Below are 19,380 nucleotides of genomic sequence, written 5' to 3'. Positions count from 1 at the left end.
ACAGCGCCCTCCTTTCACTAAAACAGTAAAATTTGCTGTTCCCAAAGGGTAAACAGTTATTATTAGTTTATCATCGCCGAAACGCAGAGACAATAAAATCCTTTGCTTTTTCCAAAATTGGTTTTTTCAGTTTGACTTTCAGATACAGATCTCCGGCAGGCCCCCCATTTTTTCCCATGGCCCCCATTTGGGCCAGTCGAATTTGTTGACCTTCGCGGGTACCGACAGGAATGTTCACCACCAGTTTTTTGGAACGTCTTTGATGGTTGTAGGCAAACGGTCCGCCAGATTGAGCCAGTTCGGGAGAAAGAGAAATAGAATCATGGATATCCTCCCCCATTTGTGGCAGGCGCACCCCGGTGGCCTTTTGAAGCAAATATTTTGCAAACCGTCCCACCCCCCGGGAAGCCCCACCAGCCATGGATCTTCCATACCGTTTGCCGGCCCTGCCTCGATAAATAAATCCTTTGCCATGCAGTCCGTGCCGTTTGAACTCGAATCGCTGATATCCGGACCCGTAAAAATCACTGAAAATAGAATCCACCCCCCGTAAGCCAAATGAACGGGCCATCTCCTCGAAAATCTGATGCACATCCGACCCTTTGAAAATATCCTGCTCGGTGTATGCACTACGAAACTGCCCATAGGCATTCTCGCCAAACTGGCTCTGCATGGCATCGTATTCATGGCGCTTTTTTTCATCGGAAAGAACGGCGTAAGCCTCATTGACCATTTTCATCATGTCCGCACTATCCGAATTTTTCTCGTTGCGATCGGGATGATATTTAAATGCCAGATCTCGATAGACATTTTTAATGGTTTTCGCGTCTGCCTTTCGATCCACCCCCAATATCTGATAATAGTCCTTTGTTGACATGCTTGTTTTTTTCCCTCTTTGATTTAATTTTCCCCACATTTACCCGATACGGTATAACATAGTCATCAATCGGAGCAATGGCGACGGGAAAAATGAACGAATACCAAAAAAACACCGGGTAAGGTGCCATTTATTTTCAATGAGAACGAACCTGATCACACTGATCGTTAGTTTGGCAATCTTGGCCGTCAGCCTTGTTTTTTCAAAAGGCGCACTTGCCAATCCGTCGCCACACGCACAATACTATAGGCTCACTGCGATTGCGATCAGCGGATTGGTTGCAGCCATCAGCGTTTTACGTTTATTGATGATGGCCCGACGGCGTAAGCCATCATCACCTAAAATTTTTCCCCACCCGGATCAGCGGCGGGAAAGTTACCGGCTTGACTTTGATCCATCCGCCGCACCTCTTTTTGTGGAAACCCAATTAGCGCCGTTGTCATCCGATGCCTTGACCTGTCCGGTAAAGGACATTTCAGAAACCGGTCTTTCGTTGCTTTGTACTGGTGTTTATGCTACCGGTCAGACCGTTCATGGAGAGGTCATTTTTGCCAGCGGCCGAACGGTTCAGATAAATGGCCGTGTTATCCGTGAGGAATCGGATCAAACCTGCCTGATGCTTCACTGCAGCATTGATCCATCCGTTTTCATGGCCGAACAGCGTGAGCGTATTGAATCGCAAAAGCACATTGGCCCACGACCGGCAGTCAGTCCGGGCGCACTGGAAGAACCAAGCACATCCCTTCCCAGTCACCGCCCCAAAGGAATCTGCCGCAAAAAATAAAAAGTCCACAACAATCCAATCGTACCGGAACCTCCTTGAAGACCACACGCACACTTTTGATCCAACTGCCCATTCCTCAGCTCAATTTCGCCAGACAAACCGGCAACATTCCATTGGGCGCCGCCTGCCTGAAAATGGCGGCAGACAACGCCGGCGTCGGTCCCGTTTCCCTATTGCCGCAACGCATGGCCACGTATCTGGGAGATGCGGCCCTTTTGGATCTTATTTTGGCAAAGCAGCCAGATATCGTAGGCTTCGGGGTTTATACCTGGAACCTCGACCGTTCGTTGTACATGGCCAGGCAATTAAAAAAAGCATACGGGCCGCGCATTGTTTTCGGCGGTCCGGAAGTTACACCGGATAACCATCGAATCCTTTCACCGGCGGTCGATTTTTACCTTTTCGGTGAAGGGGAGGTACTTTTTTCTGATTTGTTGAAAGACCGCACCCATTGGCGTCAACAATCCGGCCAGGCCAGTGCAGACGCCGCCTTTGAACAGGGCCAAAGCCCCTATCCGCTTGGCCTGCTAGAACCTGAAATCGAAAACATGGTACTGATTGAAACCCAACGGGGTTGTCCGCATCGATGTGGCTATTGTTATTATGGCAAGTCGCGCAGGCGGATCAGTACAGTACCGGCTGATTTTGTTGTCGACATGGTCGAATGGACACGTGTTCATCGCATCGCAGAAGCCTATCTGCTTGACCCGTGTTTGAATGCGCGCAGGGATCTGGATCATTTGCTTAAATCCATCGCTCGGATCAATCGTGATCATCGCGTTCGCATCATCAGCGAAATCAGGGCTGAGGCGGTCACTGAAAAAATAGCCGATGCATACGCTGCCGCCGGATTCACCTGGTTTGAAATTGGTCTGCAAAGCACCAACCCGACAGCATTGAAAAAAATGGATCGCCCTACGGATCTGAAAGCCTTTTTGCAAGGCGTTAAACGTTTGAAAGCGCGCGGTATCAACACCGGTATTGACCTGATTGTCGGTCTGCCCGGCGATGATCCAGAAGGATTTTCACAATCCCTGGCGTTTGTTGTCGACAACGGCCTGATTGATGATGTTCAGGTTTTTCCCCTATCTGTTTTACCCGGCACACCATTTCGAAAAAACCACCAGGCCCTGCAATTGTCCTTCGATCCGACACCGCCCTACACGATCATCAAGACGCCAACCTTTACGGATCAGCAGATTGTAGAAGCCTTGGATGAGGCTCAGGACCGGTTTGACCTTTGCCTCTATCCATTTCCCGATCTGGATTTGTCCGGTTGCCTGACACAGTACGTTCAGGGCAAAGATAATTATGTCTGCACCGCCGATCTTAACGGGGTACAGGTGATCACCAAACTCATCATCAATCGATCTGAATCGGCGATTCAGCTGGGCATGTGGGCCGGTCAGTTGGCCCATCCGTATCAACTGGTGTTTGGGCCCCGGCTGCGCGATCAGTCCATCATGGTTGAAATGATTCGTGGATTCAGCAAGGCCAATCCCTTGACCCCCTTTGAGGTGGTTCTGGTGGAACCATCCGAATTGCCTGATATGCAACGCCTGCTGGACGCATGCCAGCTGCATCGCCCCCATTATCTGGACAATGACCTGCGCTTTCTTTATCCCACACCAGGCAACCGTGCCATGCTGGTAACCCTGCTCTGCAAACAAAAACAGCTTGTTTTTGAATGCGCGATGCAGCGTCAGGTGTATTGGTGGACAGCGGACAGGCTGCCGGATCGATCTGGATTGGAAATGCTGGAGATGGTTGACGGGATCTTCATACCTGACAAGTATACGATTTCAGCGCTTTACCAGTGGCAGAACCGGTGGGCACCGGACAGTGAAGATCTGCCCCTGATCACGTTTGCCGACCAATCCGCCCAGAAAAGCTGGATTTACCTGACCATGAGCGAGGATTACTGGCTTGACCTCTTACCCGGCGATCGGTTTCAAGAGCCATAACGCCGTCATTTTTATACGTGAATCGATTTGATACAAAAAAAGGGTCCGGATGCGTGCATCCGGGCCCTTTTGGTTTAGCTCATTTTCGGCAGATCACAAACAATCATGATTGGTTAGCGATACACTCAAATGCGTCTCCTTAAACCTCCCACGCGGCAGGAACGCCCCCGGCAAAAGTTTTGGGCATTTTGAAAAGGCCTTTTTCAACAACCTGCTTCACCAGCCGGGCGGCTTCTTCCATGCCCATCTCGTTCATCATGGCAAATGGGCCGTTGGGCCATGCCAGAGCCGTCTTGACGCCCAGTTCAAGATCCTTCTGGGAAACGACATCTTTTTCGATCAGGTGGGTGCAGATAGTAAAAATCGTCCCCAGCAGGTCTTCTTTGACTACGGTCAACGCCGCTGCGTCATCAAGCACCGGGCCATCCTCAAGATCCCAGCCTTTGCCGCTTTCAAACTGAACCTTCAAGGGCTCCGGCACGGGCGGATATCCCACATCACTGTCGGCCAGATATTCGTTCATGGAAGCAGCCGCATGGTAAGCGGTCCCCAAACCGGATCCGTTGAGTACCCACATGATCCCGTAACGCACCCCCAGAGCCTGTTTCGAAATCTCATCCAGTGTCGCTGCGTTGTAGGTGTCACCATAAAAATTATTGAGCACCATATAACTGGAGATAAAGACCGGGTTGATGGCAAAACCTGGAAAATCGTTGACCTTGATGGGTACTTTACGATTCTTCTCCGAAAAAGCCATCAACGCTTCAAAAGTTTCGTCGCTGGTCTCTTTCTGGCGGATGACCTCGACCAGACGGTTGATGTTGGCGGGGAAGAAATAGTGCAAACCGGCGGTTCGCGCAGGATTGGAAATCCCTTCCATCAGCTTTTCGATAAGGAAGGTGGATGTGTTGCTGGCCAGAATCGTATCCGGACGCACAACTTTATCCAGGTCCTTGAAAATCTGAATTTTAAGATCCATTTTTTCAACGGCCGCCTCGATGATCAGGTCACAATCCGCCAAATCCTTATAGTCGGCCGTACCGGTGATCAGACCGCATACTTTATCCATATCGTCCTGGGTCATTTTACCCTTGGCCACGCGCTTTTCCAGGGCCCCTTTCACCCACCGATCGTACATGGCCTTGACCAATTCATCGTTGAGTTCTTTGTAGATGACCTTGTATCCACATGTCGCAGCGTTCAGCCCGATTGCTGCGCCCATTACGTTAAAGCCAATAATTCCTACGGTTTCAATCTTTGCCATGTCTCCTCCTTTTCATTGACGGGTGATCGTTCCGTCTTGATCGTCCGCGCATGCATGCCGTTGCCGGATACAAAATTCAGTTGCCTTGCGTTGACGGATCGCCATTTGGGTAACAAGCTATCAAAATCATGTATCGCACCCTTGGCAGCGTCTTTCAAGCTATTTTTTAACTATAATGCGCTAGAATTAAACTATTTTGTAGTTATGGCCAGTCGTCGAATGCGATTCACAAATAAAACATCCGTCGACCTTGTATTGACGGGCCTGATGGCTATATTGGTCCGTAATCAAAAATCACATTATTTAAGTACAACACATACAGAAATGGTTCAAAATGACCCCCCACACAAATGTAAACCTGCGCAATATCGCCATCATCGCTCACGTGGACCATGGTAAAACCACCCTGGTCGATGCCATGTTCCGTCAAAGCGGTCTGTTCCGTCAGGGCCAGCAGGTGGACGAAAGAATTATGGATCGCATGGACCTGGAGCGCGAACGCGGTATCACCATCGCTGCCAAAAACTGTTCTGTGGTCTATGAAGGATGCAAAATCAATATTGTGGATACACCGGGCCATGCCGATTTCGGCGGTGAGGTCGAAAGAGCACTGTCCATGGTGGATGGCGCTATCTTGCTGGTAGACGCCTCAGAAGGTCCCCTGCCCCAGACCCGTTTTGTCCTGCAAAAAGCCCTTCAGGCAAAACTGAAGATCATTGTCGTGATCAACAAAATCGATCGCAAAGACGCCAGGCCCGACGTGGTGCTGGATCAGGTCTATGACCTTCTGATCGACCTTGACGCCGATGAAGACCAGTTGGAATTTCCCCTATTGTACGCCATCGGCCGGGACGGCGTGGCCGGGACTGCCGCAGATGAGCTGGCGTCGGACCTTCATCTTTTGTTCGATGCCATCGTGCGTGAAGTTCCGCCCCCCCCTTGCGATCCTGAAGCGCCGTTTCAGATGCTGGTATCCGATCTGGGCTATTCCGATTATCTGGGTCGTCTGGCCGTTGGCCGTGTGGCCGGTGGCCGTGCCGAGTCCAGGCATCGCCTGGTCTGCATCGATGCCGACGGCAAGCTGGTGCCCCTGAAAGTCAATCGGTTGCAAGTGTACGAAGGCATGGATATTACGCCGGTCTCATCAGTCAGCGCCGGAGAAATAGCGATCCTTTCCGGAATCGAGGATGTGACCATCGGCGATACCATCTGCAATGAAACCGCACCGTCGGCCCTGCCCCGCATTACCGTCGATCCACCGACCGTATCCATGCTGTTTACCACCAATGACGGGCCCCTGGTGGGCAAGGAAGGTCGCTTTGTCCAATCCGCAAAAATCAGGCAGCGTCTGGAAAAGGAAACCTTGCTCAATGTTGCCATCCAGGTGGAGGCCACCGAAGATCGTGATTCCATGCTGGTCAAGGGGCGTGGCGAGTTTCAGCTGGCCATTTTGATCGAGACCATGCGCCGTGAAGACTTCGAGTTTTGCGTGGGGCGTCCTGAAGTGATTTTGCGCCAGGACAAGGGCGTCACCACGGAACCAATCGAACGGCTTTTTGTGGACTGTGACGAGGCGTTCATGGGGGTGGTGACCGAAAAGCTGTCGGTGCGTAAAGGCAAGATGATGAACCTGACCAACAATGGGACCGGTCGGGTGCGCATTGAATTTTCGATTCCCTCCCGGGCACTGATTGGCTATCGTGATGAATTTCTCACCGATACCCGTGGTACGGGAATCATGAACTCCTACTTTGTCGGCTATGAGCCCTATCGCGGCGACTTTCCCAGCCGGTTTACCGGATCCATCGTCTCAGACCGATCCGGTCACGCGGTTCCCTATGCCCTGTATAACCTGGAGCCCCGGGGGCGTTTGTTCATCCAGCCCGGCGAGCCGGTCTATGAAGGGATGATCATTGGCGAGCACAACCGGGAGAACGACATCAACGTCAATCCTACCAAGGAAAAAAAATTGACCAACATGCGTGCCTCGGGCAAGGATGAAAACGTCATCCTCGCCCCGATCCGGCCCATGACCCTGGAGCAGGCGATCAATTTTATCCGCGAGGATGAGCGCGTGGAAATCACCCCCCAGTCGATCCGGCTAAGAAAAGTCACCTTGGGCGTCAAAGCGCGTTACGTCATGCGCGGATCCAAAAAATAAATGATAAATTCCCCGGGTAACCCCGGGGAGTATCGACCCTATCGTGGATTTTCGAAAAACACGTAATTTGTGGAATAATCGGAGAACTCGAAATAGACCTTGCGCTCGTTTGCGTCTTTGGCCATGTTCAGGTTCGTATCCAGGTATCCATACCCAAACCGATAGGGCCGTGGACTGGATTTGTCGGCAGTCCCGTAGGCAGTGGACAGCTTGTCGATGTTGATAAAGCGTCGCACCAGTTTGTCACCGGCATAGATTTCGAGCACCCCGTCGGTCCCGGTCCAGTTTTGAATGGACCGGCCGATTTTATTTTGAGATTCCTGGGTGCATGCCATGACGGCCGCCCCGGCTACCGCAATGGCCATGATTTTCAATAAGGCTTTCACTAGCGTACTCCTGAACCCATTATGGGTGGTATAATAATGTTTGAGTTTTAAAATGGATCAGGTCCACCGGCCACGTTAAAAATGGCCTGTACCTGCTGGCACAACAAATCGAATTGATCCGGATACAAGCTCTGCGCGCCATCGCTGAGCGCCTTGTCCGGCTGGTGATGGACCTCAACCATGAGCCCATGGGCATTGGCGGCTACCGCCCCGCGGGAAAGCGGCAATACCTGATCACGTCGTCCGGCGGCATGGCTGGGATCAACAATGATCGGCAGATGGCTTTCTTTTCTCACCATGGGAATGGCAGACAGATCCAGTGTGTTGCGGCTGTGATGGACAAAGGTGCGAACCCCTCGCTCACATAAGATAACCTGATGATTGCCCTGGGCCATGATGTATTCGGCGGCCATAAGCCATTCTTCGATCGTGGCGGCCATACCGCGCTTGAGAAGAATCGGCCGGTAGGACTCCCCTGCCCGTTTGAGCAGACTGAAATTCTGCATATTGCGGGTGCCGATCTGCATCACATCAGCATAATGCTCCACCATATCAAAGGTCTGAACGTCCATCACCTCGGTCACCACCGGCAAACCGACGGTCTCCCTGACCTTGGCTAAAATTTTCAGTCCGTCTTCTCCCAACCCCTGGAAGGAATAGGGTGAAGTACGCGGTTTGAACGCACCGCCACGGAACAGTTGGGCGCCGGATTTTTTTACATGCCTGGCAATGGTCAGCGCTTGTTCTTCGCTTTCAATGGCGCACGGCCCGGCGATCAGGGTCAGGAAACCATTTCCGATGGTGACATCTCCGACTTTCACCAGGGTATCTTCATTTTTTGTCTCCCGGCTGACCAGCTTGTACGGTTTGGTGATCGGCACCGCCTCCTTGACGCCGGCCAGTCCGGTAAACAATGCCGTATCCACCGGCCCTTTGTTGTTCAGCACACCAATGGATACCCGATCTCCACCAGGGATAGGTCTGGCCGTGCACCCCAAGTCTTCAATCACTTTGATAACATAATCAATTTGTTCAGTTGTGGCCGATTTATCCATCACCACTAGCATTTTTTTGCCTCCTTTGGGTAAAAGATGGTCAGGATCATCCCATACGGCCCATCAACCAAAAACGGACCGCAGGGAAGATGCCCGTTGGTCCGTTTGCTTAACTGCTGACTTTTTTCGTTTGTCTCATGCAATGGGGATCGGGCGGGCTTTCCCGTATAGTGCACGCCACCACCAATGCTTATCGATCCTCACGTTATTTATCTTTCCGTGGTTTTTCTTGGGGTTATCGATTGAGAACTGAATTTGTATGGCATTTGGTCCTGGCATTGTCAACCGCTTTTTACATATTGTGCGGCATTCACAACCAGCTACAGAGTTCTTTGCCCTGCAAATGGAATATTGGACTTGACTTGGTTGACGATATCATTATTGTATCTGCCAACAAGGAGGACTAATGCCAATTTTCGAATACCAATGCAATGCCTGTGGCCACAAATTTGAACAGATTGTTTTTGCGTCCGATACCGAAGCGCCGGTTTGCCCGGCCTGCAATTGTGCTGATGTGCAAAAAATGATGTCGGCCGGTGCAGTCAGGCCCAACGGAATTCCAACCGGTCGAGGCGGTTTCAATCCACCCCCCTGTAAACCGTCTGCCGGTGGTTGAGGGATTTAGTCCCAATTTCCAAGGTTTGGAATAACCTGCATTAAGTTAAAAAATCAATCCCCATGGCCCTTAATTCCGACTCGATCAGCTGCCCCCACCCCCGGTTGGCTTTGGGGCTTGCTGGACTGGGGTGGCTGATTCGGCCCATTTTTACTCCCTGATCACCAAGTGCTTGACGGATCCGCTTTTCGACAAAGCCACCGATGCCGATCACCCATTGTGGTTGGTACGCCATTATGGTTTGGCGCAGTGCATGATCGCATAGTTGAAACAACGGTTTTCTTTCCGCCAGCAACAATTTGTCCGGAGTTCGATTGCGGCCGCTGTCTTCCATGAAAACCAACGGACAATAATTGATCACAAAAACGTGGCGAAAAAAGGCGTCCGGATTTTTGAAGCGCTGTTTTGCCCATCCCCATAACCGTTGGCCGCTAACCTCCCCCCGCGTGCAATCGAAACCCATCACCGGTCGCTTCGGGTGAACATTGGCAGGTGGCTGGACAGTGGCATCGATTCCCATCCACGTTTTTACCATTTGCACGTCACCAAAGGGAACGCCGGTCTGAACCATGCCAAACGGCCCTGGATTCATTCCAACCCATATCATTTTTTTGGTGGCGTTTCCAAAACGCGCAATATATTGATCGTACCCATCCCGGGCATATACCAGCGGATTGTAAATGTGGGTGACCGAACCGGAAAAGGTCAGCGTTTTCAGTTGGTCAATCAACGCGTCGGTAATCACTGCGATGTGTTTCACCAAATCAGTCATAGGAATTGTCATTGATCGCCCGTTTAAGGCATTTTTCGTTGGGGTACCATTGTGGATACGATTCTGATAATTTTGGCCGGCACCGCTTGTGATCACGATGCGATATGTATTTAAAAACCAGCCTAACCGCGTTTATACCTCAAGCGGCTGCCGAAAAACAACAGCTTCATTATTTCGTTGACTTTTAAAATCGATAATGGCCTACTTCCTTATTGATGGTGAATGGATACGATGTTTCCTAACTCATAAATCGACACTTAAAAATCTGCATAGGTTTTTTTCATGACCAAGGCTTATACCGCTTCTGTGGACCCATCGATGGGGAGCCAATACTTAGTCCGCAAACGTCTAGAGCTGGAGAACCAAAAACTTCGAGAGGAAATTCAAAGCCTCAAAAAAAACAATGATGCATTACAACTGATCAGCCAATCGTTTTTACCCATCAACGCCAGCCTTGAATTGGATCGGGTCCTGCGCACTGTTCTGGAAGCTATTCAGAACTTGTTTGGGGTGGTTGGCAGTTCGATTTGGCTCAAAGATCCTCAAAGCGGTGAGGTCGTCTGTCATCAGGCCGCCGGTTTTCAGAGTAATTTAGTGAAAGGATGGCGGCTTGCCCCCGGGGAAGGCATTGCCGGTTGGGTTAGCGCAAACGGACAGAAAGTCATTCTCCATGATACGCGAAAAGATACACGCCATTTTGGAAAAGTCGCCGATAAGATGAAAGTTGAGCTGCGTTCGTTGATCAGTATGCCCATGCGTGTCAAGAGCACTGTTATTGGGGCACTGCAAGTGGTGGACAAACAGGTCAACCGATTTGATGCGTCGCATGCCAAACTGCTTGAGGCCCTGGCCGATGCATCGGCCACGGCCATTGAAAATGCACAGCTTTTCGAACGGGCCAATCGTGAAATCGCTGAACGCAAGCGGGCGGAAAAAAAGCTGAAAAAAAGCCAAAAAGCGCTCAAAGAAAAAAGTATTGCCCTGGAGGAGGTCAACACGGCCCTGAATGTGCTCTTGAAAAACAGGGAAGAAGACCAGATCCATATGGAAGATGCAATCGTGGCCAATGTCAAGGATTTGGTCATGCCTTTCTTGGAAAAACTCAGCAGGAGCCAGTTGGATGATAAACAAACCGTGTATGTGCAAATCATCCAGGACAACATCTCCAACATCGTCTCCCCTTTTCTGCGTCAAATCCCCATGAAATTTTTCGATCTGACCCCTACGGAAATCCAGATTGCCGATTTGGTCCGCAAGGATAAAACCACCAAAGAGATTGCCCAGATTCTAAATGCATCGGAGAAAACGATTGAAGCCCACCGCAACCGCCTGCGTAAAAAATTGGGATTGACCAATCAACCCATACAGCTCAGGGACTACCTGATGACCCTAGTTTAGTGCCCATCCACAAACGGCATCTTTCGGCCCCCAGCGGCGTTCTCACTCGCCTGCCATCCTCGACATAGCGCCACTATGCCTGCGGTGTCAGTCTCGCTCGGGCCTTGCTGGGAACCAAAATCTACCATTTGTGGATGGGCACTAGTTCGGTGGTCCGATCAATTGGTGGATTTGTTCAAGCAGGTCGCTATTGGAAAATGGTTTGGTGATATAGGCATCGGCCCCCATGGCAAGCCCTTTGGCCATGTCGGCCTCTCTATTTTTGGCTGTTAAAAAGATGATCCGCACAGAATCCCATTCCCGGCGCTGCCTGATCATATGGTAAATTTCATACCCATCCAGATCCGGCAACATAATATCAAGAAGGATCAGCGCCGGTTGATACAACTCGATTTTTTCAATGGCCTCTTTTCCGCTTTGCGCGATTTTGGGTTGGTAGCCTTCCTTTTCCATGAGAAACTGCAATGGCACGAGAATACTCAATTCGTCATCGACAATCAGAATCGTTTTACCATGCATGATTTTTCTCCTGGGGCAACAGCACTTTCGAATTCCATGGCGTATGGTGTGTTAATGTTGCACATACATGTTCGAGGCGGAATCAACCAACTGATTTTAGTTAAATATAACGTAATTTCGACAGCTCGACAATGCGTTGGTGAAAAAAAACAGCATGGTTAAGGGTAACACTTTCTTTCCTGCCCCTTATTCGCTATCGTCAATAGACGCAGCCACGAGAATCCGATATCGTTTAAGGGAATTGACCTTACGAATGGCTTTGAGGATACGCCGACCATCGGTAAATCCAACTGAAAAATAGCGCCAGAAGCCTTTCATCCGATCAAGCACATGCCCCGGGCCGGAAAAAAGACGGCTGTAACTGTCGACCAAATCATCGTGAAAATTCTTGAATCGATTCTTTCTGAGCGCATTGGACGAGGTTTGTTGCCCCTTGATCATTTCAGGAAGAAACGGGTTGGCAATCAGCCCCCGTCCCAGCATCCAGCCGACAGCCCCAGGGAACTGTTCTTTCAAATGAAAAAAGGTCTCTAATTCATTGATATCACCATTAAAGGTCACTGGATGGACAATTTTTGACAAACAGGTATGAAATGCATCCAGATCCACCCGGCCGGCATACATCTGCTCTCCGACTCGCGGATGGATAATTACCCGGGCTAGCGGATAGCGGTTAAAAATCGGAATCAGCGGCTGCATTTCAGCAGCTGAGAAACGGCCCAACCGTGTTTTGATGGAAAGGCGGCAGGGAATGCCGTCAACAATCTCCGACAATAGTCGATCAACCGTTTCGGGATGGGGCAGCAGACCTGAACCACGCATTTTCTTGGCTACCATGGGATAGGGACACCCCAAATTCCAATTGATCTCCTTGTACCCCATATCAAACAACCGCTTGGCCAAGCAGATAAACTCGTCACTTTTATTGCTCAGGATTTGCGGCACCACCGGCATGGCCTGGTTTTTCTCGGGATCCAGGTCGGAAAGGTGCGACGGTTTGATGCGCCGCCCCTTGGTGGATGTCACAAAGGGTGCCACGGCTTCATCAATCCCTTGAAAATGGCGCCAAAACGCATTCCTAAAAACAAAATCGGTAAACCCGCGCAAAGGCGCCATGATCAGGTTCGGTGAACTCATGGCCGTTGCACCGTTGGACAGGCCAGGCTCAGATAATCGTTGTTTTCGCTAACCATCAACTGTTTATCCACCATGGAGGCTAAAAAAGAGTGGATCTTTTGCGGTCCATGCTCGGCAGACAGACCGGCGATCTGTTCAAAAGCGCGAGGAATCTGACAGTAGCGATAGATTCTTGCCGACGTACCGCTGAGCCGGTGTTTGGTGACCGGTTGGTTGGGAAAATGCTGCTCGATGATGATAAACCCTCCTCCCTCACGGAATATCAAGCCCGGGCGACCACCGGTCTGACGCTGCAATGTTGCGTAGTCAGCCTCCCATTGGCGCACTTTGATCTCTACCGGACGCCATCGTTTTCGCTGCACTGTTCTATCTCCACGATATCCTTGAATGATAAAACGCATGGCATCGGCGATTGGTTTGGGAAACAGTTTTTTTAAGCTGGGGTGATTAAATGTGGACCGGATATGAAAACGCCGATGAAAACGATAGACCGGACTTTCCAGCCCCAGCCAGAAACTGACGGTTTTCAGCGGCCGATACCAACGGCAAAACTCGAGCATGGAAAGGGTTTCATCCACATCCTGGCGGTCACTGGACGGAAAATGGAGCATCAAGTTCGAGTCACAAACAATACCGACCGCTTCACAATGTTTCATCATGCATAGATTGTCAATGGCTCGGACACCCTTGTTCATTTTACCAAGTAGTCGGGTTGAAAGCGACTCAATACCGACTTGCACCGTGTCCACGCCGGCCTGTTTCATCTTAACCAACACCGACGGCGGTGTATTGGCCCGCACTTCAGTGAAGATGGACAGATGGTAGTCCAATTTGGCGATTTCATCGAATATCCCCGCAGCCTTGTTTTGGGGAAACGCATTATCGGCAAAAGCCAGACTAAGCACCTGGTAGCGTTGTACCAGCCGGCTCACTTCCTCTATCATCTGCCGGGGGGGTTTGCTTCGATATCCGTGCCATTGCAGGTTCAAGTTGCAAAAGCTGCACCCGTTGAATTGTTTTGAATGATCAGATCGATGCCACCAGCACCCCCTTGAGGCCTCCACGGCAAGCATAGGGAAAAACCGATGCTCGGCAGGAAAGCTGGCAAGCAAACCAAAATAATCATCATAATCGGGTTCAGGCAGTTCTTCCAGTCGCTTCAGCTGACAAAACCGTGGTACCTGGCTATCTTTGCCGGCAACCAGTATACTGTCCGGAAAGGGGATTGTTGATCGCATCTTTTTTGGGGTTGATAAAAAGAGGAGCAGCTCGGTAAGGGGGCGCTCCCCCTCCCCTAACACCAAATAATCGATATCGGAAAATGCTTTTAGCAACCCATTCGTCTTTTCCCCGGAAAACGACGACCCGCCGACCACCACCGGCACAGCGGGACAGATACGCTTTATTTGTGAAATCAGATAAAGGGAGGCGGTAACCTGGCAAAAGGAGATCGAAAAGCCGACAAGCGTCAGCGTTGACCAATCCACGCTGGCGAGCCAGCGGTCGGTAATTTGTTTCACCTGATCCACCAGCATATTGAAATTGCAGGCAGAAACCTCTTTTTTAGATAATGTGCGCGTAAACACCGATTCTGCGTTTGAGGCGCGTTCCGGGTAAAGCAGCGCTGAAAACACAGACTCTGCCCGCCATACCCGCCGGCTGATCATTTGATAGGTCTGATACCCCAAGGCCTGGGCAACCGCCAAAAAAAGATGATCGGCTTGTACCTTGAAGCCCGGAATATTCGCCTTTACATAGGCCTTCAAACTTCCCAGGGGTAGGGACGGACGGTTGAACAAGGCCCAGGGTGCGGAAACCAGCAGTACACGACCACCCAAAGCGGCTTTATGGTTTGGCATACGTGTCGTCAAACTATGCGAATAATCCTAAAAAGATCTGACAACCACTGTGCCTGCCGGGCGGCTGCCATATTAATGGTGTTGATTCGGTATATAGCCTTTACGGGTAAAATCATCAAGCACAAGCACTTTATCGCGATTCTTTTCCAAAGCCCTTTTCATTCTTGTCGGTAGTGGATTTTTTCCTTGCAACCCTGAGCCACCATAGATAAATCAATATATGTTACAGTAGTTTCGCTTTGTCACACGAACGAGGGCCAGATCATTTTTTTTGATCGTAGGAAAATCATCATGAAACATTGAATCGGGCCGACAGGATCTTTTTCACTATGCAAATGAAAATCTCCATTCGCTGGGCGTTGATTGCCGGTTTTCTTGGTTTGATCTGGGGCACGCATCTGATTACGACAACCTCTTCCTATCTGACATCACAGGATGTACTCCGCCGGCACGCACGCGATATCATGCAAAATATCGCTGAACTGGCCATGGAGCAGTCCCAGCGTCACCTGCTCCATGCCCATGGCGCAGCCGCACTGACCCGCAGACTGCTGGCATCCAACGTGGTCAGCAGCAGCACGACCCATATCGACGCACTCGAGCATTACCTGCATGATCAGCTTATCGTGAACCCCCATTTTGCCGGCATCTATGTTGGCACACCATCAGGAAATTTCTACGATGTACGGCGCTTTGATGGCAAGTTAAGCGGGGGATTTCGCACCAAGGTCATCCTCAACAAAGATAATGGCAAAACCGTGCACATTATTCATCGCGACCCTTCATTTCAAGAGATTGCCCGATCGACAACCCCTGAAGATACCTATGACCCGCGCAAACGGCCCTGGTATCAGAAAGCATCGTCTGAAAATCGTATCGTCTGGACCGATCCATATATCTTTTACACATCAAAAAAACCGGGTATCACCATTGCCGGCCCCTTTTATGATGTTGGCGGCAATCTGATGGGGGTGGTGGGCGTTGATATTGAAATCGATCAGCTTTCCGTGTTTATCGGCAATCTTAAAATCGGCAAGCATGGTAAAGCCTTTATGCTCAATCGCAATGCGGATGTGGTTGCCTTTGGCGATATGGATAAACTGGCCGTTTCCGAAAACGCGAACACGGGTGCAACCCGCCTGGTGAAGATCCAGGAGCTTGATGATCCGCATAGCCGGAAGGCCTTTGAAACGGCACGGATTCAAACAGATGCTTCGGGGATGCTTCTTATCGATGCCCCCTTGTTTTCTCGGTTCGAGCATGCGGGTCATGTGTATCATGCCATGTTTACGCCTTTTTCCACCGCCCAGTGGCCGTGGATTATTGGCGTCTACCTGCCCGAAGACGACTATCTTGGCGACATTAAAACCAATCGTCTGTTCAATATTCTGGTGACCGCAATTATCTCTCTGGTGGCTGCTTTTGTCGGTTTTCTGCTGGCCAGGGGCGTTATCCGTCCCATTTCGCTTTTACAGCGTTCTTCGCTCAAAATGAAAATCGGTCAATCAGAACCCCTGCCCCAAATCCATTCCGTTTATTCGGAAATTCAGGAGACCGCCAACGCCTTTTCTGAAATGAAGACGGCAGTTGAACGAAGCCACCGTAAATACCTTGGAATATTCAACAATATCCAGGATGTGTATTATGAGGCGTCACTCAAGGGCACCATGATTGAAATCAGTCCGTCCATAGAAAAGATTTCCCAATACAAAAGGCGCGAATTGATCGGCAGCCCCCTGGTGAATCTTTACGATAATTTTGATCACCGCGGACATATCCTTGATGAACTGAAAGCCAAGGGACGGATCAATGATCATGAAGTGATATTTAAAGATAAAAATGGGCAATTGAAGTATTGTTCACTGAACTTGACGCTGCTCAGGACCCGATCCGGAAAACCCTACCGCATCATCGGCTCACTTCGCGACATCAACGATCGTAAAAAGGCAGAAGAAGAGCTGATCGCGTACAAAACCCACCTTGAGGAGCTGGTCGAGGAACGCACTGTTGAATTGAAAAAAGCCAACGCTGTCTTAATGGGGGAGATCGAGCGTCGTCGCACGACGGAGAAAAAACTTCGGACGAGCGAAGAAAAATATCGCACCATTTTGGATACCATTGATGAAGCCTATTTTGAAGTGGATCGCATCGGCAATCTGACGTTTGTCAATGATGCGGCCTGTCGAATGGTCGGATACGCCTTCAACGAGCTGGCCGGCATGCATTTCAGCCATTTTTTGGCGCATCAATCGATCCATACGGTTGTCAGATCCTTTGCCCGGATGTCTCGATTGGGCGACCCGTTGCGAGTGCTTACCATTCAGGTCATCACCAAAGACCAGCAAGAAAAAGTTCTGGATATCAGTGCCGCTCTGATCCGTAATGGTCCCGGCACCACTGCGGGTTTTCGAGGCCTGGCCCGTGACGTTACGGCCAAAATTGCCGCCCAGAAAGAAAAAGAGAAACTTCAGGATTGGATGAACCAAGCCCAGCGTATGGAAGCAGTCGGCACCCTGGCTGGGGGAATCGCCCATGATTTTAACAACCTGCTGATGGGAATCGTTGGTAATGTCTCGCTGATCAATTTCAAGATGGGCGATAAAAACAATATCCTTGCCGACAACCTGCAGGCCATTGAAAAATGCGTGGAAAGCGGTGCCAATCTCACCCGTCAACTGTTGGGGTATGCCCGTGGCGGCAAGTATCAGGTCAAGCCGGTCAATCTGAACGAAATCGTTAAAAAAACAGCTGAATTGTTCGGCAGGACCAAAAAGGAAATCCTGATCGATTTCCATTTCCAGAAAGGCGTTTGGACAATCGATGCGGATCAGTCACAAATTGAGCAAGTGCTGATGAATCTTTATGTGAATGCCTGGCAGGCCATGACTGAAGATATGACCTTGATACTGTCCACAAAAAATAAATTTTTGGATTCAAAGGCCGTACATCTCGGCCTTAAACCAGGTGCATATGTGGCCATCGCGGTTCAGGATCACGGGAAAGGCATATCTCCAGAAAACATCAAACGAATCTTTGAGCCATTTTTCACCACCAAAACCATGGGACGGGGAACCGGCTTGGGACTGGCATCGGCGTTCGGCATCATCAAAAATCACAGCGGAATGATTGATGTGGTCAGCAAGGTGGGCCATGGAACAACCTTTTCTATCTATCTACCGGCAGCATCGCAATCATCATTGATGACCGCCCCCCCGTCTGAAACGCTGCGCCAACGGTCGGGCACCATTTTGGTCGTGGATGATGAATCGTATATCCTGGACGCATCCACTGCGATCCTTAAGGAGTTGGGTTACCAGGTCATTTCCGCAAGCAGCGGACGGCAAGCCCTATCCATTTTCAAAGCACGGTCCGAAGAAATCGATGGGGTGTTATTGGATATGATCATGCCGGATTTAAGTGGTCGGCAAGTATTGTCGGAACTGAAAAGACTTGATCCCACCGTCAAAGTGATTCGATGCAGTGGGTACAGTTTGACGGACATGAAAGAAGACGCCCTGCCCCCATTGAGTGACGGATTTATTCAAAAGCCATACACCATTGAGCAACTGGCGGCGACATTGAATGAGGTGCTGGGCACTTTGAAAAAAGATCATTAACAAAGTTGCCGTTCGGGCGGATTCGTAAAAATTATATTGCCGGTCCTTTATCCACCAGATCAATCGTTAACGGGATAACATGCAACTCCCTTGATTCTTTACGCGTTTGTCCGAGTTGCCAATCGCCGCATCTTTTTCCATTGTTCATCATCGAATTGATCTGCTCGACCACACTGGCAATATTGAGGATGCGGTGACGCTTAAACACCTCGGGCAATCCGTATGTCAAATTGCAAGCCAGGCATTTGCCTGCCCGTTGCTTGAGTTGAAATTCAAAGCCGATCTGATCCTCGCTTTTTCCTTTGTAGACCAAGCTGATATCATAGGCGCCCTCTTCCGCGTCACCGAACAGCGCTTCAAAAAATTGATCGGCCCGATGGGGAGGAAAGATTTTATCTAACACGTCCTGGGTGAACTGGGCATCTGTTGATACTGTAGGCATTAGTCAGAACCCCTATCCGTTTTATGTGGTCATCGTCATGGTCGATCATTACCGTTTGGGTAAGCCCCATCAACCAAACAACCCGATGGATCATTGCATAAAAAAGCGATCCTTAGCCTTCCTCAAGGATTCGGATTTCCCAGATGTTTTCATCATAGCTGGCCTTTAATTTTTGCTCAGCCGATTGCATGGTTTCGGCCCTCCAGGAAAGCGGCAAGGGGCCCGATTCCAAGTTCTGGACCTCGTAAGTCCACCCGTCGCTAAATTGTTTTAAAACAAGCACCGGTGAATCTGTATGCGGGTTCTTGATGGTTCGAATTTCTACCTTTTTGGCGGTCATGGGCTCCACCTTCGGACAATTTAGGATAAAAACAGCTGCTTCTAATACACCACTGATTGCCTAAAATCAACCGTCGGGTACCACGTCCATAGGGTGACCGCATTTGAATTTTCTTTTCTATTTTTTCTGAATGCGATGATGAATGTCAAATGTCCAACGAAAAATGCCAAAGGGTGGTATGCTGCCTAT

The 19,380-nt window shown here is 50.0% G+C and carries 16 protein-coding genes; 6 read left to right on the top strand and 10 right to left on the bottom strand.

The window, feature by feature from the left end:
* Positions 1-70: 70 nt before the first annotated feature.
* Entirely contained in the window at positions 71-877 is an 807-nt protein-coding gene (locus Dvar_RS20385) for a DnaJ domain-containing protein (protein WP_419663805.1), read from the bottom strand.
* A gap of 139 nt (positions 878-1,016) precedes the next feature.
* On the opposite strand from Dvar_RS20385, the gene Dvar_RS20380 reads away from it, so the two are divergent.
* Positions 1,017-1,661, top strand: a complete 645-nt coding sequence (locus tag Dvar_RS20380) for a PilZ domain-containing protein (protein WP_419663804.1) — start codon at positions 1,017-1,019, stop codon at positions 1,659-1,661.
* Between the two features lie 35 nt (positions 1,662-1,696).
* Complete coding sequence (locus tag Dvar_RS20375) at positions 1,697-3,625, top strand: B12-binding domain-containing radical SAM protein (protein ID WP_419663803.1); 1,929 nt, start codon at positions 1,697-1,699, stop codon at positions 3,623-3,625.
* Positions 3,626-3,764: 139 nt separating this feature from the next.
* Here Dvar_RS20375 and Dvar_RS20370 read toward each other — a convergent pair whose 3' ends face one another.
* Positions 3,765-4,889: a 3-hydroxyacyl-CoA dehydrogenase family protein gene (locus Dvar_RS20370; protein WP_419663802.1), complete on the bottom strand. Its 1,125-nt coding sequence runs from the start codon at positions 4,887-4,889 to the stop codon at positions 3,765-3,767.
* Positions 4,890-5,223: 334 nt separating this feature from the next.
* Here Dvar_RS20370 and typA point away from each other — a divergent pair, with 334 nt between their 5' ends.
* Positions 5,224-7,050: a translational GTPase TypA gene (gene typA, locus Dvar_RS20365; RefSeq protein ID WP_419663801.1), complete on the top strand. Its 1,827-nt coding sequence runs from the start codon at positions 5,224-5,226 to the stop codon at positions 7,048-7,050.
* A 38-nt stretch (positions 7,051-7,088) separates the two neighbouring features.
* Here typA and Dvar_RS20360 read toward each other — a convergent pair whose 3' ends face one another.
* Together Dvar_RS20360 and aroF are read right to left on the bottom strand one after the other, a co-directional pair.
* Positions 7,089-7,436 (bottom strand): hypothetical protein, encoded by a 348-nt coding sequence (locus tag Dvar_RS20360; RefSeq protein ID WP_419663800.1) that lies wholly within the window; start codon positions 7,434-7,436, stop codon positions 7,089-7,091.
* Between the two features lie 47 nt (positions 7,437-7,483).
* Positions 7,484-8,503, bottom strand: coding sequence for a 3-deoxy-7-phosphoheptulonate synthase (gene aroF, locus Dvar_RS20355; protein WP_419663799.1), 1,020 nt, complete (start codon positions 8,501-8,503; stop codon positions 7,484-7,486).
* 394 nt (positions 8,504-8,897) lie between these two features.
* Here aroF and Dvar_RS20350 point away from each other — a divergent pair, with 394 nt between their 5' ends.
* The gene (locus tag Dvar_RS20350; RefSeq protein ID WP_419663798.1) at positions 8,898-9,107 is read left to right on the top strand and encodes an FmdB family zinc ribbon protein; all 210 of its coding nucleotides are present in this window, start codon (positions 8,898-8,900) and stop codon (positions 9,105-9,107) included.
* A gap of 40 nt (positions 9,108-9,147) precedes the next feature.
* On the opposite strand, the gene Dvar_RS20345 is transcribed toward Dvar_RS20350, so the two are convergent.
* Positions 9,148-9,867 (bottom strand): uracil-DNA glycosylase family protein, encoded by a 720-nt coding sequence (locus Dvar_RS20345; RefSeq protein ID WP_419663797.1) that lies wholly within the window; start codon positions 9,865-9,867, stop codon positions 9,148-9,150.
* 294 nt (positions 9,868-10,161) lie between these two features.
* On the opposite strand from Dvar_RS20345, the gene Dvar_RS20340 reads away from it, so the two are divergent.
* A complete protein-coding gene (locus Dvar_RS20340; protein ID WP_419663796.1) occupies positions 10,162-11,277 on the top strand; it encodes a GAF domain-containing protein in 1,116 nt (371 codons plus the stop codon).
* A 141-nt stretch (positions 11,278-11,418) separates the two neighbouring features.
* Here the strand turns inward: Dvar_RS20340 and Dvar_RS20335 are convergent, their stop codons facing one another.
* The 3 genes from Dvar_RS20335 to Dvar_RS20325 form a co-directional block, all read right to left on the bottom strand.
* Complete coding sequence (locus tag Dvar_RS20335) at positions 11,419-11,796, bottom strand: response regulator transcription factor (protein WP_419663795.1); 378 nt, start codon at positions 11,794-11,796, stop codon at positions 11,419-11,421.
* Positions 11,797-11,982: 186 nt separating this feature from the next.
* On the bottom strand, positions 11,983-12,933 hold the full coding sequence (locus Dvar_RS20330) for a tRNA dihydrouridine synthase (protein ID WP_419663794.1): 951 nt from the start codon (positions 12,931-12,933) through the stop codon (positions 11,983-11,985).
* Complete coding sequence (locus Dvar_RS20325) at positions 12,930-14,792, bottom strand: RiPP maturation radical SAM C-methyltransferase (RefSeq protein ID WP_419663793.1); 1,863 nt, start codon at positions 14,790-14,792, stop codon at positions 12,930-12,932. The genes Dvar_RS20330 and Dvar_RS20325 overlap by 4 nt, the downstream gene beginning before the upstream one ends.
* A gap of 329 nt (positions 14,793-15,121) precedes the next feature.
* On the opposite strand from Dvar_RS20325, the gene Dvar_RS20320 reads away from it, so the two are divergent.
* On the top strand, positions 15,122-18,409 hold the full coding sequence (locus tag Dvar_RS20320) for a PAS domain S-box protein (RefSeq protein ID WP_419663792.1): 3,288 nt from the start codon (positions 15,122-15,124) through the stop codon (positions 18,407-18,409).
* 31 nt (positions 18,410-18,440) lie between these two features.
* Here Dvar_RS20320 and Dvar_RS20315 read toward each other — a convergent pair whose 3' ends face one another.
* Both Dvar_RS20315 and Dvar_RS20310 read right to left on the bottom strand, forming a co-directional pair.
* Positions 18,441-18,851 carry a pancreas/duodenum homeobox protein 1 gene (locus tag Dvar_RS20315; protein ID WP_419663791.1) on the bottom strand — a complete coding sequence of 137 codons (411 nt, stop codon included), beginning with the start codon at positions 18,849-18,851 and terminating at the stop codon, positions 18,441-18,443.
* Between the two features lie 112 nt (positions 18,852-18,963).
* A complete protein-coding gene (locus tag Dvar_RS20310; RefSeq protein WP_419663790.1) occupies positions 18,964-19,191 on the bottom strand; it encodes a hypothetical protein in 228 nt (75 codons plus the stop codon).
* Positions 19,192-19,380 lie beyond the last annotated feature (189 nt).

Source organism: Desulfosarcina variabilis str. Montpellier, assembly GCF_048565275.1.
Lineage (GTDB): Bacteria > Desulfobacterota > Desulfobacteria > Desulfobacterales > Desulfosarcinaceae > Desulfosarcina > Desulfosarcina variabilis.
The sequence above is the reverse complement of the archived record's forward strand: the minus strand, read 5'-3'. Positions and strand labels throughout refer to the sequence as shown.